The organism is Sedimentibacter sp. (genome assembly GCF_038562225.1).
GTDB lineage: Bacteria > Bacillota > Clostridia > Tissierellales > Sedimentibacteraceae > Sedimentibacter.
Genome location: NZ_JBCFAS010000001.1, coordinates 958,116 through 974,703 on the forward strand (window position 1 = coordinate 958,116; position 16,588 = coordinate 974,703).

Annotated in this window: 16 protein-coding genes and 1 pseudogene; 1 reads left to right on the forward strand and 16 read right to left on the reverse strand. The window is 35.9% G+C overall.

Translation table 11 applies throughout. The annotated features are described in order from the left end of the window. Positions 1–39 precede the first annotated feature (39 nt). The 12 genes and pseudogenes from AAGU76_RS04530 to AAGU76_RS04585 all read right to left on the reverse strand — a co-directional run bounded on the left by AAGU76_RS04530 (position 40) and on the right by AAGU76_RS04585 (position 12,195). Positions 40–507: a VOC family protein gene (locus AAGU76_RS04530; protein ID WP_342484250.1), complete on the reverse strand. Its 468-nt coding sequence runs from the start codon at positions 505–507 to the stop codon at positions 40–42. Positions 508–689: 182 nt separating this feature from the next. Next, positions 690–1,850: a thiolase family protein gene (locus AAGU76_RS04535; protein ID WP_342484251.1), complete on the reverse strand. Its 1,161-nt coding sequence runs from the start codon at positions 1,848–1,850 to the stop codon at positions 690–692. A gap of 83 nt (positions 1,851–1,933) precedes the next feature. Beyond that, positions 1,934–2,752: a 3-keto-5-aminohexanoate cleavage protein gene (locus AAGU76_RS04540; RefSeq protein WP_342484252.1), complete on the reverse strand. Its 819-nt coding sequence runs from the start codon at positions 2,750–2,752 to the stop codon at positions 1,934–1,936. After that, on the reverse strand, positions 2,752–4,731 hold the full coding sequence (locus tag AAGU76_RS04545) for a sodium:solute symporter family protein (protein WP_342484253.1): 1,980 nt from the start codon (positions 4,729–4,731) through the stop codon (positions 2,752–2,754). Before AAGU76_RS04545 ends, AAGU76_RS04540 begins: the two co-directional genes overlap by 1 nt. A gap of 64 nt (positions 4,732–4,795) precedes the next feature. Further along, positions 4,796–5,566 carry a cyclase family protein gene (locus AAGU76_RS04550; protein ID WP_342484254.1) on the reverse strand — a complete coding sequence of 257 codons (771 nt, stop codon included), beginning with the start codon at positions 5,564–5,566 and terminating at the stop codon, positions 4,796–4,798. A 277-nt stretch (positions 5,567–5,843) separates the two neighbouring features. After that, the gene (locus AAGU76_RS04555) at positions 5,844–7,229 is read right to left on the reverse strand and encodes a sigma 54-interacting transcriptional regulator (protein WP_342484255.1); all 1,386 of its coding nucleotides are present in this window, start codon (positions 7,227–7,229) and stop codon (positions 5,844–5,846) included. A gap of 318 nt (positions 7,230–7,547) precedes the next feature. Then, positions 7,548–8,060, reverse strand: coding sequence for a hypothetical protein (locus tag AAGU76_RS04560; protein WP_342484256.1), 513 nt, complete (start codon positions 8,058–8,060; stop codon positions 7,548–7,550). A gap of 221 nt (positions 8,061–8,281) precedes the next feature. After that, a pseudogene (gene msrB, locus AAGU76_RS04565) lies at positions 8,282–8,731 on the reverse strand (peptide-methionine (R)-S-oxide reductase MsrB); the annotation flags it as partial. A 245-nt stretch (positions 8,732–8,976) separates the two neighbouring features. Beyond that, a complete protein-coding gene (locus AAGU76_RS04570) occupies positions 8,977–9,561 on the reverse strand; it encodes a hypothetical protein (RefSeq protein WP_342484257.1) in 585 nt (194 codons plus the stop codon). Then, positions 9,561–10,439 (reverse strand): hypothetical protein, encoded by an 879-nt coding sequence (locus tag AAGU76_RS04575; protein ID WP_342484258.1) that lies wholly within the window; start codon positions 10,437–10,439, stop codon positions 9,561–9,563. The genes AAGU76_RS04570 and AAGU76_RS04575 overlap by 1 nt, the downstream gene beginning before the upstream one ends. Before the next feature lie 205 nt (positions 10,440–10,644). Beyond that, a complete protein-coding gene (locus tag AAGU76_RS04580; protein ID WP_342484259.1) occupies positions 10,645–11,514 on the reverse strand; it encodes a polysaccharide deacetylase family protein in 870 nt (289 codons plus the stop codon). A gap of 165 nt (positions 11,515–11,679) precedes the next feature. Beyond that, entirely contained in the window at positions 11,680–12,195 is a 516-nt protein-coding gene (locus tag AAGU76_RS04585) for a GNAT family N-acetyltransferase (RefSeq protein WP_342484260.1), read from the reverse strand. A gap of 253 nt (positions 12,196–12,448) precedes the next feature. On the opposite strand from AAGU76_RS04585, the gene AAGU76_RS04590 reads away from it, so the two are divergent. After that, entirely contained in the window at positions 12,449–12,883 is a 435-nt protein-coding gene (locus tag AAGU76_RS04590; RefSeq protein WP_342484261.1) for a DUF3788 domain-containing protein, read from the forward strand. Positions 12,884–12,966: 83 nt separating this feature from the next. Here AAGU76_RS04590 and AAGU76_RS04595 read toward each other — a convergent pair whose 3' ends face one another. The 4 genes from AAGU76_RS04595 to AAGU76_RS04610 all read right to left on the reverse strand — a co-directional run bounded on the left by AAGU76_RS04595 (position 12,967) and on the right by AAGU76_RS04610 (position 16,502). After that, the gene (locus tag AAGU76_RS04595; RefSeq protein ID WP_342484262.1) at positions 12,967–13,230 is read right to left on the reverse strand and encodes a DUF3343 domain-containing protein; all 264 of its coding nucleotides are present in this window, start codon (positions 13,228–13,230) and stop codon (positions 12,967–12,969) included. A gap of 14 nt (positions 13,231–13,244) precedes the next feature. Continuing rightward, on the reverse strand, positions 13,245–14,531 hold the full coding sequence (locus AAGU76_RS04600) for a double-cubane-cluster-containing anaerobic reductase (RefSeq protein ID WP_342484263.1): 1,287 nt from the start codon (positions 14,529–14,531) through the stop codon (positions 13,245–13,247). 132 nt (positions 14,532–14,663) lie between these two features. Further along, positions 14,664–15,734: a 2-hydroxyacyl-CoA dehydratase family protein gene (locus tag AAGU76_RS04605; RefSeq protein ID WP_342484264.1), complete on the reverse strand. Its 1,071-nt coding sequence runs from the start codon at positions 15,732–15,734 to the stop codon at positions 14,664–14,666. A 12-nt stretch (positions 15,735–15,746) separates the two neighbouring features. Continuing rightward, on the reverse strand, positions 15,747–16,502 hold the full coding sequence (locus tag AAGU76_RS04610; RefSeq protein WP_342484265.1) for an acyl-CoA dehydratase activase: 756 nt from the start codon (positions 16,500–16,502) through the stop codon (positions 15,747–15,749). Positions 16,503–16,588: the final 86 nt, after the last annotated feature.

Here is a 16,588-nt window from a genome sequence, read left to right on the forward strand (position 1 = left end):
TATAGTTGTTTATAGCTTTTAATCTAGTACTTTGACGCATCATTTTACACATTGATGAACATACTTTACCGGAACATCCATTCTAATTGCCGTTTCTTCCACAGAAAGTCCGCTGGTCAAAAAACGCTTGCATACAACTTTCATATTTTCTCCGACTTCGATAATATGTTTGTCCAAATCATAGAAACGCACCACTCTTTGTCCCCATGAATGCTCCATTACAGGATGAACATACTCAATGCAGCTAAGAGCATTTAATTTTTCTATAAAGCTGTCAAAGTCATCCTCTTCAAAGTACAATTCAGCATCATTGCCTCTAAAGGCTATTTCACTGTCATTTTTATTTATGAATCTTTTCCAGCTTTCCTTTGTCTGCAGAGCAACACCGCCGGTTAGGGTGACATTAGCTCCAATATCCATGATGACTCTTAACCCCAGAACTTCTTTGTAGAACTTTTTTGATTCTTCGATATCGTTTACAACCAATAAAGGGCTTTTGAATTTCATAGTACCTCCAATGTTAAATATTTCCTCACAAAAATAAGCATATCATTTACTAAACCATTAAACAACAATAATTAATAAGAGTTTAGAATTTATGCTTATTCGATATGATAACTATATGTTATTCTATTTCTAATCACAAAATACAGCAACCAATAAAGTTAAAGAACTCTGTATATGTGAATCTACACATTTTCTAAAACCAGGGACATTCCCTGTCCCCCACCGATACACAATGTAACCATACCGGTTTGTGATGCTCTTCTTTTCATTTCGTAAATTAATTTTGTTATAAGAATTGAGCCGGTAGCCCCTGTCGGATGCCCAAGTGCGATAGCTCCCCCATTAACATTAACCTTTTCGATATCCAAATCTAATTCCTTGATCACTGCAAGACTTTGTACCGCAAAAGCTTCATTCAGTTCTATCAAATCTATGTCAGAAATCTTCATTCCGATTTTGTTCATCAGAAGTTTGGTTGCCGGTACAGGCCCAATGCCCATTATATCAGGTTCACAGCCTGCAGAAGCCCATCCTAATATTTTTACTAAAGGTTTTAATCCAAGTTCTCTGGCCTTAGCTTCGCTCATAAGAAGAAGAGCTGCACCTGCATCATTTATGGTTGAAGAGTTTCCCGCAGTAACAGTGCCCCCGTTTTTAAAGGCAGGCTTTAGTTTAGACAGCACTTCTAAATTAGTATTTGATTTTATGCCTTCATCCTTAGTAACAATAATGCTTCCTTTTTTGCTTCTTACTTCTACTGGTACTATTTCATCTTCAAAAAAGCCATTTTCTTGAGCCATTGATGCTTTCAACTGACTACGCAAAGCAAATTCATCCTGTTCATCTCTGCTGATACCATATTTTTCTGCTAATCTCTCTGCAGTTAATCCCATTCCTTCCAGCAGCAGTATCAGTAAATCCTCAACTTTTTGTTCTCCCATACGAAACCCTTTTCTTGCATTTCTTAATATATACGGGACTTTGGTCATGTTTTCCATTCCTCCCGCAAGGATTATATCGGATTCACCTGCTTTAATCAGGGCTGCTGCAAGAGTGACGCTCTTTACACTTGAAGCACAGTTTTTATTAACAGTAAAAGCCGGAACAGATATTGGAATTTCTGCTTCTAAAAGCGCTTCTCTTGCAGGATTTCCTCGTGGATCTGCACCAACAATGTTTCCCATTATGACTTCATCAATTATTGAAGTTTCTATGCCAGCTCTCTTTATAGCTTCACTCATGGCTATAGCTCCCAATGTCTGAGCCTTTAGTTCGGAAAAAGCTCCCATAAAAGACCCAATTGGTGTTCTTGCCGCACTTACAATTACTACACTTTTACTCATATCTTCCTCCAGAAACAAATGTGTGTCTTTTATTTTTAAGAACCATTCTTTTCTTAGAAAAGGAAGGAGAATCTCCTTCCTTTTTACCTAGCTAAGCCCAATATCTGTCTGGCTTCATCAGGCGAAGCCACTTCATTTCCAGATTCACACACTAAATTGGATGCTCTCACAACCAGCTGCTCATTTGTTGCCAATACACCATGACCAAAGTATAAATTATCTTCTAATCCTACTCTTATATGTCCACCTAGTGCTATTGCAGCCAGCATTATAGGCACATGACTCTTCCCTATACCAAATGCCGACCAGGTTGACCCTTCAGGTATTAGATTTTTCATAAACAATAAATTATCTACCGTTCCTGCCGCACCACCTGCAGCACCCAATACAAATTGATAGTGAAGAGGGGCTTTCAAAATTCCTTTTTTCAGATAATACAAGGAGTTATAAATCATACCCAAATCGAAAATTTCAATTTCTGGTTTTACACCATATTCCTGCATTGTCATGCCGAGTGACTCCAAAAATCTGGGATGATTCATAAACACACTGTTATGCATCCAGTTCATAGTACCGCAATCATAGGATGCCATTTCAGGCCTTATAGCTTTTAAGTGCTCTTGCCTCGTTTCATCTGTAGCATTTAAATCTCCTGAAGTAGTCAGGTTTAAAACTATATCACATTTTTCTTTAATTAAGGCCACTGTTTCCTCAAACTTCTCTTTACTCATTGTTCCATTTCCATCATCATCCCTCATATGAAGATGAGCAATTGAAGCACCGGCTTTATAGCACTTAAAAACATCTTCTGCTATTTCAACAGGAGTCATCGGAACATTTGGGTTTTGTTCCTTTTTTGGCCAGGCTCCCGTTGGAGCTACTGTTATAATAATTTTGCTCATTAAACATTACCTCCCAATGCTGCATATTTTTGCAGTATTGAATTTCCTTTGTCGGTTATTTCTACTTGCCTCTTGAACATTCCTGTTTCCTTGATATATCCTCTTCTGGTCAAATGTGAAATCATGCTTGACATTTGAAGTGAACCCATATTGAATTCTTTTGCGAACAAGCCGATTTTTTCAGGATTATTTTTCGCCATTTCAATGAATTTCAAATATTTTGTGTTTAGATAGTCTTCTAAAAGTTTGCTGTCTGTTTCGTCTAATTTTGGCAATACAGCGTCAGCTTTCTCTGTAATATTGTATGTAAAGAACTTACTTCCCTTAAGACCAGCTCTTTCTATATAACCGCCTTGGTCTAACCTTTCTATTGATAAATTGGAAATTTTAGCATCAACACTGAGGCCATCGCTTATATCGGCTAAGTACTGATGTCCGTTTCTAATCATAGACAATACTTTCAAGTCAAATTCATCCAGTTTAACATCTATCCTATTGCTGTTACCTGCTTTGATATTCCAATCAGCCTTACCGTAATAATTTGCAGGTGAAGAGAGTGCTGCACAGACTCCAACTACTAAAGATACCAAAAATCCTACAATAGCCATGTGCGTCCATTGACCAATAACGAAAATTTTAGTCAATTCCAGCACTGTTAGAGCTACCATTGTAACCATTCCTGAAAGTACGCCCCAGTAAGCTCCTTTTGCATTAAATCTAGGCCAGAATGCTCCAAGCAAAAGCAGCACAGCAGGTGGTGTCAGCCATGCATTGGCAAAAGCAAACAAGTATGTAGGGCCGCCCGGGAAGAATGTCATAACCCAGGTTGCTGCAATGATCAATGTCATGGAGACTTTACTGGCTTTTAATGTAGCGGTAGGTGAAGCATCCTTATTTATCATTCTTTTGTAAATATCTCGGGTGGCTGTTGATGTAGCTCCCATTGCTGAGGTGGAAGCTGTAGATAATGCTGCGGCACATGCACCAACTATAAACAACGAACCCAACGCCGGCGGGATAACTTTTGCAATAACACCATAAGCTGCTGTGTGAGCTACTTTTCCTCCTGCCAATGCAAATACTTCAGGCATAACGGTTCCAGCATAAATTCCTATTAAAGATAACGGAATCATGAACACAATTATCAGATAGATTGATCCAATTGTATAAGACTTTTTAGCAACGCCTTCATTTCTGCAAGAAGCCATCTTTATCCAGTAATAATTGTTTCCCCATACCAGTGCTGTACCAAACAAAATTGCAAAGGTCAGAGCACTTGGATATTTAAGTGTAAGCATTGGCATAGTAGCTCCTGCCAATCCGGTATTTACCCAATTTCCACCTTTCCAGCTTTCAAAAAATTCGAATCCTCCATACTTATTAACTAAAATTCCAAGGAAAACCGGAACAGCAATCGTACCTATCGAAACCTGGATGAAGTCTGTTATGGTGGTTGCCCACATACCGCTCATGGTTGCAAATATCAAAATTACTAAAAATGCTGCACCTGTGATTATTGTGATAGGCCATCCTGTGTAACCTGATACTATTGATGACAATGAAACTACATTATTAGCTAGAATTCCGCACATACCTATTACTGATGTTACAGCTATGAGGCCACGTACCTTACCGTTGTATCTTGTTTCAAAATACTCCGGAAGAGTCTGAGCCCCGCTTCTTCTGATAAAGCTCGAAAATATGTTGGCATATACCATTAATCCGGCTATGGAATATATTACTCCCCATATAATGCCTCCCCTTACACCATAGAGAACAGAAAAGCCCGGTGCCAGGGTGATGCTGGTACCTGCAAAGCCTATGGCTACAACAGCTAGCGTATTAATCGGAGTGCTAATTTCTCTTCCGGCTATAATAAAATCGTCAGAGTCGGATACCCATTTTTTTGCTATAAAGCCGGCGCCAATCAATAGTGCAACAAATATTACTGAATAAATACCAAAAATAATATTGACCATTATAAACCCTCCTATAATTTTTTAGGTTTTTGTAAGGAAAACCTAAAAACCTTATAAATAATAATTAATCTTCCACAAATGCTACAGCACGTATCCAGCCTGCACTGGCTGCCTTAATTTTAAACGGAAAACAGAAGAATTTGCTGCCGGTTATTGGCAGTGACTCCAGATTAGTTAACTTTTCAATATGACAATATGCTTTTTCAGCACCTGCTCTGTGAGCTTCCCAGATTATGTCCTTATTATGTGTTTCATTAAACTCTTTTCCGATAAAAGGAAGCGGCCTATCCCAACTCCATGCATCCGTTCCTACAACTCTTATCCCCTGATTTACCAGCCAAAGTGTGGCTTCCTTGGACATACCGCAGCCGGATGTCAGATATTTTTTTGTTCCCCAATCCTTGCTGGCTCCTGTATTTACCAAGACAATATCACCGGGCTTTAAAGTATAATTAATCTTGTTGAAATACTCTTCAAAATCTTTAATTTCTACTTTATAGCCATCTTCCCTGTCTCTGAAATCCACCACAACTGCCGGCCCGTAAAACCAATCCAGTGGAACTTCATCAATTGTCCATGCTCTTTCGCCGCCATTCATAGTAGGGTAGTAATGATATGGCGCATCAATATGTGTTCCCGAATGAGTTGTCAGTTTGATAAATTCAATTGCCCATCCATTACCTTCCGGTAAATCATCTGTTGTAGCATCTCCGAAATATGCTGCCATTTCCGCTGCAGTATCCTTGTGGTTTTTGTAATCAATGACCGGAATTTGTACAGGCGGATCGCTGGGTAGTCCATCTTCCAATGTAATGCTTAAATCAACAATTTTCATTTCTGCCTCCAAGATACAATAATTCGTTTAACAATAATATATTAAGCAAAATTAGTGCCAATCAGATAACAAGGCTGTTAACTGATCATTGATAATAAATTTCATTATGATTTCAATACCTGTAATAAAAATAAAGCTGAGCCGGATTTTAATCCGGCCACAGCTTTTAATTGTTGTATGCAAACAAATATTTACACTTTCCCATTTTATGCCATATTTTTGTTTTAATTTAAACATCTTTACGAAAGTGTAAACTTTTATTAACGTAAATAAAAGTTTAATTTATGTTGTAATGCTTTATTTTCTTATAAAGCATTGTCCTTGAAATACCTAGATCTTTAGCAGATTGAGCCCTGTTGTTATTATTCTTCTTAAGGCTTTCGATGATAATTTCTTTTTCGATATCTCCCTTAGCCTGTTTTAGAGGCAGAATAGCTTTGTTATTGCTGCAAACCTTAAATCTGGACAGTTTATTGTGAAAATATTCCTCAAAGTTGTTCCAGGTCAAACTTCCTGTTAAAGCAATATTCATTCCACGTTCAATAACATTCTGAAGCTCCCTTATGTTTCCTGGCCAATCATATTCCATGAACTTATCCAGCACTTCGGTTTCAACACCTTTAACGTTCAGTCCTAATTGAAAATTAAGCTTATCAATAATATTATTGACCAATAATGGAATATCTCCTTTTCTTTCTCTCAATGAAGGTATTCTTATGCTTATTACATTTAATCTGTAATATAAATCATCTCTAAATTTTCTATCCTTCACCATTTTTTCCAATGGCGAATTAGTTGCAACTATCAGCCTCACATCTATAGGTGTGCTGCCCTTGCCCCCGATTTTTTCTATTTCCTTTTCCTGCAAAACCCGTAAGAGTTTAGGCTGAGCAACAACTGAAAGCTGGTTAATCTCATCCAGAAACAAACTTCCACCCTTGGCCAGTTCAAATTTTCCTTGCTTTCCTTCTTTTTTTGCTCCGGTAAAGGCGCCATGCTCATATCCAAAAAGTTCAGACTCAAATAATTCGGAAGGTATTGCAGCGCAATTAACTTTTATAAGGGGTTTCATGGATCTATTGCTTAAATCATGAATCGAATGGGCAACCAATTCTTTTCCTACTCCCGTTTCACCTTCTATCAATACATTTGAAGTTGATTTAGCTGCTCTTCTTATTTGACTTCTCAATTTAGCAACCGCATCACTTTCTCCAATAATATCATCGATATTATATTTAGACTTCCTTAAGTTTCTCAGCTCTTGCTGATAATAGTTTAATTCGTCAGTCATCTTGTTGAGCATATTAGCAAATTCAACTGCTTTTTTCTCATTGTTGAATATGATGTATATAAAACCAGCCACAACCTCATCATTTTTTATAATAGGTATATAATTGCAGAAGCTTTGATGATTATCTTTAGCCTTTAAAGGAATCGGATAACCTATTATAGAACGTTTATTTTCCAGTGCCTCATGAATCCTGGTTGTAGGTACAACGTCTCTGACATATTTGCCTTTCACCTTTTCCAAGGTTATTCCAAAGTAATCCTCCCAGGATTTGGTTACATAAACATATCTGCCGTCCTTATCTGTAACAACGGCACCGTCTAACTGTTCTACAATTAACTTATAAACCTCATCATCTATTTTATAATCTGGCATTTTTACACCTTTTATTTAATTTAGTAATTTGTCTTACTCAGTCAGCATTAATAGATACTGTAGATCCTTTCACAATTTTGTTCAATTTTTCTTGTAATTTTGCAATCGTTAACATTATATCATATTTTTGCCTCTTAGGCAAAAATTTTCTCACTTGATGAAAATTGATTGGATGGAAATGTCATGATACCTGATATTTCTGTTATCAGTGGTTTAGAAAGCACAAACGTTTTAGATGTAGACAGACTTTCTGATTAAATTATTATTCCAATAAATCAGCGGCTGTGAAATTCCACAGCCGCTGATTATTTTTACTTATTACTGTACCAAACAGGATCCGTCTCTAAGTCCAAGACCGTTTCCTAATCCGTTTCCGCCCTGACCTCCAAATCCTCTGCCCTGACCGTTAGCTCCAAATCCTTGCCCCTGGCCATTGCCCATCATACCGCCAAATGCTGCTCCGAGGCTCTGGCCTATTCTGGCTTCACCCGTTCCGTCACAGACTGCCTGATTTGCTTTTAAAGCTTCGATTATCTCATCGGCTTCTTCCTGAGTGATTGTTCCTTCTGCAACTCTTTCATTGAGAATCGCTATCTTGTTTTCCAGCATTGCCGCCTGGAATTCTTCCAATGAATCGTAGTTCTTAGCTACAACGCCATAAGTAATTCCGTTCTGGAATTTTTCCTCTGTAACTTGCTCAACTGTTCTTCCTGTAACCTGTGCTGCCACTTCTGCCGGTGTAAGTGCTGATGCTGCAAATGCTGTTACAGAAGTTGCTCCTACTGTTAATACCACTGCTCCAAGTACTGCTAATTTTTTCATATTTGTCATTTTAATGACCTCCTTAAATTTTAGATTTATTTTATACTCTTAATATAAAGAAGCTTTATGACAAAATTATGTTTTAATTATTTTATTTGTATGGAATTTTATCTCTTTGCTGAAAAAGAATTTCCGGTAGTTTATAATTTGGTGCTTAACTATCCATTCATTGTTCAGGACAAAAAAGTGCTAATCTCACATTAGATTAGCACCTTTACATTATAAGGCAATTACTTGTCTTTTTCATTTACGAGTTCTATATATTCGCCATAGCCTTTTTCTTCCATCTTGGACAGCGGTATGAATTTTAGGGATGCACTGTTTATGCAGTATCTTAAACCGCCCTCTTCCATGGGACCATCTGAGAAAACATGACCAAGATGAGATTCTGCATTTTTGCTTCTCACTTCTGTCCTCTCCATTCCATGCGTAGTATCTCTTTTGTAAACAATTGTATTTATATCTATCGGTTTAGTAAAGCTGGGCCATCCGCACCCCGAATCATATTTGTCGGAAGATACGAACAAAGGCATTCCCGTTACAACATCAACATATATTCCTTTCTCCTTATTATCCCAGTATTCATTTTGAAATGGAGGCTCTGTGAAATTCTTTTGAGTCACATCATATTGTTTTTTTGAAAGCTTTTTTTCGATTTCCCCCATATCCGGTTTTTCATATTTTTCAATGTTTATTTTCATATTTCTGTCTTTCATTTTCTACTCCTTTTGCGGTATTAATTAAGCTTTACTCAAGCCAAATTTCCACTGTTCTGAGCCTTATTTGAATCAATTGTCCGGGTCATTATATTCTGTTACATTTTCTCAAATTCATTCAGGATTTAATTTCTTAAAGGTGCTTGCATCTAAGGCCATACTTGAATGGGAAATACATCAATAATGCATGATTTTCTGTTATATATTCTTTATACAGCAATAATTGTTTTCTTGATATTGCTTATTATTTTTGGGAAATAAAGCATGACCAATAACATATATATTTTCAAGACCATAACGTAATATTCGTTTGAAATGTTTAAGGCAACAGCTTCAAGGATCATCCCTGACATGAACAGCATCGTATATTTTCTTTGTATTTTTTCCAATTGTCCTGCTTCACTGTTCTGTTCTCTTTTTATGAACAATGCGATTGAACCTGAAATTATGTAAAATATCATTATTAATATTATAGAACTTATAAAAATTGATAATCCCGAATCTATAAGTATCTTAACCGGATGTGAATTCAAATCCGTGCCAATCAGGTTATTGGAAAAGCCATAATTCAGGACAGGCATGACCAGCGAGTAAAACACCAAAAAGTTAGATATGGAATCGGCAGTTTTTAAGTCCTTGCTTTCAAATTCCTTATATATCTTACAGATGCCGGTACCAAGCATGAAATATCCTATAAAGTCCGGCAAAATGTTTACGGGTCCCAAATTTATATCAAACATTGAGATTAGAAAACCCCAGAATATTTTTTCATAGCCATTTTCAATTTGTTCCACTATCTCACCCCTGTTTCACTTAAATATGCGATTATGTCCTTTTCATTCAAAAATGCTTCTGTTGGTCGATAGTTCAGATTAAGAATGCGCATGCTTTCCTGATTTCCTTCAGAATCTGTCAATGATATTCTTTTTTGGACGTCATATGCATTGTATCTCCGAGCATCCTTCATATCGAATCTAAATTGGCTGTCGAAGGTCAACGAATCATCGGATGTAACATGTATGGGATAATCTATCTCATCAGTATCCGTACCATTTAGCGACAGTTTCAGTATGCCCTTAACTTCTTCATCCAGATATGAAGCGATACTGTTTATGACGAAATTATCATTTGATATGAAAACGGAAGTTGATGTGTTGTCATTTGATGAACTCACTAATGTCGACTGCAGCGACTCAGTCCGTCTGACATTCTTGCGCAGCACAATTTTACCGATATCTACTTCCTGAATATCATTGTTATCGTATCTAATGACAGCCTTATCCAGCACTACCGTTTCCTCACCGTCTTCATTTGTGTTTAGGTTTATGGGATTCAGCTCCAGAGATATTATATTGTAGCTATAGTGAGCAAACTTTTCAGTCCTGTAATATCTGTTGTTGAATTGAAAATTTATGTTGCCAATCATAACATAAGCAAAACCATCAGGCATCTGCGGAAAAATAATTTCATCAATTCGTCTTGTGTCAATAGAATTTGTTATAACATGAATGTCCATATTTGTGTTGGAGTTAATTTCCATATCATAGTAGTGCTTTAAAAACACTGCTTCATCTAGCCTAAACTGCATATAAACAAACATACTTATGACGAAAGATATAAGCACAGCTGTTAACCCATATTTTAGTATTGAAATATTATTTATTTTTTGCATCGTCCCTCCATTGCGATGATAGCTGACTGTCCAAAACCGCTAAAATACTGTTTCCATACCTGGAAACATATGTATGTTAGACGAATAGATGCTGCAATCTGTTCCATTGAAGCAGAATATTTGGCAGATGTTCCGGTAAGATTGAATTAAAAAAAATCCATCTTTATGATGGATATGATGGATCGATATTTTTCGTGCTGTAAAATCATTTATACATATGGTAATATGACTGCCCTGCTTTTAAAGTAACTTCCCTGTTTTCCGACAACTCGCTTATGGTAACAAGCTGGAAGCCTCTTCTAATGAGCTCCGGTATCACTACTTTTGAAGCTTCCAGCGAAGATTCATATAAGTCGTGCATAAGTATTATGTCTCCGTCCTTGACATTTTTAAGTATTATTTCTGTTATAGCTTCTGCATTTCTGCTTTCCCAGTCTCTGGTATCTATTGACCACTTGATGATGGGTTTTTGAATCTTTTCTGATAAAGCTTCGCTTGTCGAACCATATGGAGGCCTCATGACAGAAGTCCTGTACAATGCTGATTCATAAATCAATTTATCTGTCTTGTTTATCTCGTCATACAATTCTTCGTCATTTAATGCTGTAAGCCTCTTGTGGTCATAGCTGTGATTTCCAATCTGATATCCATCTTCAATAATCTGAATGACGGCTTCCTCATATTTTTCCACCTGTGAACCTAAAACAAAGAATGTTGCTGCCGAATTATTTTCCTTCAACAAATTGAGAATCTCCAAAGTATACTTTGACGGACCGTCATCGTAGGTTAAAGCTATCATTGGCTTGTTCGGGTCAATTTCTCTTGTGTTTTCCCGATTAATTTCTTCTTCTGGTATTTCAACTTCCGGATTCTGATAGCTTTCATCTGTTAAGATCAGATCGTCTGTTACAGATTCTGTAATATCAGTCTGCTGACTTTGAATTAAGTCAACATCTGTGCTATAGTTTAAGCCGCTGCCGGCATCATTGTAAATATTGGCATCAACATCCTGAACAGCATTAAAAGAAAGCTGCATCATTAATGACACTGTAACAATTAAAGTCCTGTTTGCCATAACATCCCCCCAATTAGTCTATGTAACATTATATGTTTACTTTATTTAAACATAACACCAATTGGATATCAGGGAATATATATTAAATTTATATGCTCAGTGACTGTAGTTCTACAGCACTACCCGCTTTCTTAATTTATTAACCTTTTTCCTTAGTGATATTTCTCATTTGACACGCTTTACGGAGAAAACCAAATGCGGCATATCAATGCTGTAATAATGTTTAATGAATCTGTCCTTTAAAGTCATACCATTACGCCCTGCTACATTTTGTGATGCAATGTTGGTGTCACGAATAATTGAATACACCTCATCTGCATTTAAATTTTCAAACGCATATTCCTTGCAGGCAATTGCAGCTTCACTGGCAAATCCCTTATGCCAGAATTCTTTTTGAAAAAGATATCCCACCTCAAGCACTTGAATGTTGTTGTACTTCTGCATGGTGAGTCCGCATTGGCCAATCATTTCATCAGTTGATTTTAAAATTACCGCCCACAAACCAAATCCGTCTTCTTTATATCGGGCAAGTTGCCTATTCAGCCAATCCTGTACTTCAACATCATCAAATGCGTGCTCATAGGCATACATAACTTCAGGATCCTGCAATATTTTAGACAATGCCGATAAATCTGACTGCTTCATCTGGCGCAAGTATAATCTTTTTGTTTCCAATATCAAAACACCACTTCCAATCCCACATAATTTATATTAATATTATACCTGAATAGGATAAAAACACCAGAAGAAACACCTTTTATTTTTACAAAATAAAGATGCTATCCGATCGCGGCCTCTTTTTCCACAAAGGATAAAGTTATATCAAAATAAAATAATTATTTGTTGACAACACATCAAAATAGGGATATTTTGGTATTGACATATAAAATTCAATTCTTGATTATAAAAAAAAAACTAAAGGATAGTGATTGTTATGAATTGGAATGATATTTTTACAATTGACAAAAAACCTTCAGCAAATGAAATAAGTGAGTACATTGATAATCCACTTTGGAGAGAATTGACGGAATTTATTGAGAGCACCTACTCAGTAAAACCACATATAGAACACAGCACATGCTCCTTTGCGCCAGGATGGAATGTCAAATACAAAAAGGGAGGCAGGTCCATCTGCACATTGTATCCTAACAAAAATTATTTTACATGTCTGGTTTGTGTAGGCAGAAAAGAAATTGTTGAAGTAGAGCTATTGCTTCCAACCCTGGAGGAATATATTCAGGAACTTTACAAATCATCAGGATCCCTTAACGGAACGCGCTGGCTAATGATTGATGAGACAAACTCTAAAATATTAAGTGATACAAAACTGTTGATTAGCATCAGGGTTAAAAACAAAATTCAAAGATAGTAAAGAAAATATTATAAATCAAGGGGACAAGATTATTTCAGTGACAGTATACTCTGTCCATCTTGTCCCCATTTTTATTTATCCTAGCAAAACTTATTTCGCATTGGATCTTTTTTATTTACTGTTTCAAAAATATTAATTATATCTATCTTATTATCAGCAATACATTTTTTTATGATTGGTATATCATTTACATTTTTTATTAACAGTGATATGCCACAGCATTTAGTCGCTTCTCGAGGTGTAGGAGCAATTGTGACAGAAATCTTTTCAGCTTTTAGAAGCTCATTCAATCTTAACCCATTTTCTACATTGGGGAAAATTATGTAATATTCTTTTTCTGTCATCGGTATTCTCCTATTTAAGCAAATTGTTTGGTTCCTAGCATTTCCACAAAAGCGCCAATACGTGTTCTCAATTGTTCTGCGTCCTGGTCTGTATAATCAGTTTCAATTCCAAGAACAGGAATACCAGCTTCTTTTATAGCTCTTTCTACTTTATAGCCCTCTGTATCATACAGGTTGCAGAATTTCAAATTAACATCAATGATACCATCAACTTGGTATTCTTCAGCTAAACGAAGTATATCCTTTATTCTACCTTCATTTGGTGTAAAGCATGCACAATTAATGCCCATATATCTATTTGACAAAACATCTATTTGTTCATTAAGAGTAGTCTTTGTTTCATCTACTAAATTTTCGAAATATCTTGTGCCGGTACACATTTCTTCAACTACGACAGCAGCTCCGCTTGTTTCTATTATATGGTGCAGCTTCCAATTTGGAATAGCCAGTGGTGTACCTGTAAGCATAATTCTCTTTGTCCCAGCCGGAAATACGCTCACATTATTTTTCACTCTTTCTTCTAATTCATCGCAAAGTTTGTTTGTCATTGAAGTAAAACGTGTCGGATCATCATAAAATGCAATCTGAGATATTAGCAAAATATCTTTACCGCTTATTGGAAGGTTTTCATTTTTTCTATATGAATATAGTCGTGCTAAAGCTCGTCTCTTATCATTAATTAATCTAATTGCATTAGCCAAGCTTTCATAAGTTACCTTATTTCCTGTAAATACCTCTACCTTTTCTAAAAATATTTTTATTTCATCTGCCCAAGCAGCAATATCTTTTGGACGTTTCATTTGAGGTAAATCCATTACATGTACAGGAACGTCTTCTGCAAGTATTTCCCACGCCTTTTTCTTTCCGTCACAGGTTGTTTCTCCAACATACATATCTGCAATCCTGAAAAACGGACAAGTTTTATCAAGTCTTGCTCCAACTGAAGCTTTAATCAGAGGACATGTACTTGTAGGCAGAACCTTTTCTCCTCCAGGAACCCAAAACTGAGAACCGCCGCATAATCCTGTTGCAATAGCACCTGCTGCAAAAACGATTTCATCAGGAACGTAAACACAAAACGTCCCAAAAACCTTTCCGCCTTTTTTCTGATGTTCAATAAGCTCTGCTGGACGAACTCCGTGAATTTCTGATACTACAAAATTATAATAGTCCATTGAATCAGGGCGGTTGTCCTGAGTTAAATATACATCACCAAATGCCACAGGTAATACTTCGCATAATTGGTCATGCAAGTCTAAATTCATACCTAACTCTTTCCACATTTCTCTGTAATCTGGCATTGTAAGCCCTCCACATAATTATTTAATTAACAATCTCAATCAATTATAGTGGAAAAACGTTAAAAGTACAAGAAACATAAACTTATGCAAAATTAACTTTCAATAAAAATATTTTATTATATAGCGTTGACTTTACAGCTTATTAATAAAAGATTTAATCTTCATTGCAATTTTTTCATAATCACAATTGTAATCAATATTTACAGGAAGATAAGGAATACCTAAAGCACTATATTCTTCCGATTGAACTTCACATCCTTGAATTTTCAAATTCACAATAGCTACTATATTATATTTAGAAATAATGCGGTTTAAATTCTCTTGACTATTAACAGCTATATACTTTTGCGCCAAACTAAAATACAAGTCCTCAAAATCATCCACAATTTTATAATTTTCACCCTCACAGCGGGATAATGTCAAAACAGATATATTTAAAGATGAAAGAGGTTTTATAATTCCATCATTAAGGCCTCCCAATGGTACTCCGGTTATTAATATACTGCCTTTGTTAAAAGTGACAGGATGTTCAAACAATGCCATATCTAGAGCTTCTTTCAGCTGTTGAAGCTTGTATAAACGTTCGTCCAAATCAAAAATAAACTGGCTGCCATAAATAATGTTTAATAAATCATTGCTTCCCATAATATAGGGGTGCTTCATGTAAATATCTGTGATTTCATGAACCAGTTTACTTATATTATTTGTATTCTTTACTATTTTGACAAATTTATCTTCATCAAACTTATCTATACTATACTTTTGCTGAAGATAATATATGAAATCTTTATATTCTGATACAAGATCAGCCGCATTTTTATGTTCTTTTATTATATAAACTTGTTTTATATTTTCTAATTTATTAATCATGCATTCTTTATCAAAGCAATAATTTGTGCCTATTATTATGTCAGCGAAATGAGAAAAGGGACACCTGTCAGTTAATATGTAACCATAGCTAGCTTTTAACAGTGAGCAGCTTTTTTTATCAATAAATTTCTCTGCTGCCTCAATGTTAGACCCGTCGATTCCATATATATTTATGGGGATAATATCTAATGCCCAGAGTATTTCTCTCGGAACATTTTCTCCATAGACTCCTGCTATTTTCTTTCCTTCACTTTTCAATTCAAACGCTGAAACAAAAGCTTCATGCCTCTGATTTTTAAATTCATCTAATTGATTTAACAAATTACTATTCATATTCATCCCTGCTTATTTTGAAAGTGCCGCACCAATAGCACCGGCAAAACGTGCCATGTGATTTGAGCCAACATTTTTTTTAAGTTTTTTACTCAATTGTTCAATCATATATAAACTATCACAAAATCCTCCTGTTAAAAAGAAAGTATCACTTTCAGAATTCAATTTGGTACTTAAAGTATAGACTTTGTTAACAATGGAATTGACAACACCCCATGCTATATCTTCTTTAGGTCTGCCGTTTCCAATTAAACTTATAACCTCAGATTCTGCAAAAACAGTACACATTGAGCTTATAGATACTTCTTTCCCTCCCTCTGCCAGATCAAATATTTCTTTAAGATTAACTCCTAATGTGTTAGCCATTATTTCTAAAAAACGGCCTGTCCCAGCAGAACATTTATCATTCATAATAAAATTTGAAACCATTCCGTTCTTAACATAAATTATCTTGGTGTCCTGCCCTCCAATGTCTATTACTGTACAATCTCCTCCATTTAAATAATAAGCACCTTTTCCATGGCATGTTATTTCAGTTATTACCTTATGAGCATAGGGTACTGAAACTCTACCGTAGCCTGTGGCTGTAATATGGGAATTGTCTGAAGTAATGTTTCGTTCTTTTAACCAATCTTGTATGTTTGCTGCAGTCTCCTTGCTGCTCCATCCAGTGGGCATAACCAAATGGTGCACAATTTCCCTCTTTTCTTCTGAAATTACAATTACTTTAGCTGCAGTAGAACCAATATCTATACCAACAAAATGCATAAAAATACTCCTCGTCTATTATTAATACTAAAAAATAAACCTTGATGTTGCCGTTTATTAACCACACAATACGCTCACTGATTGAA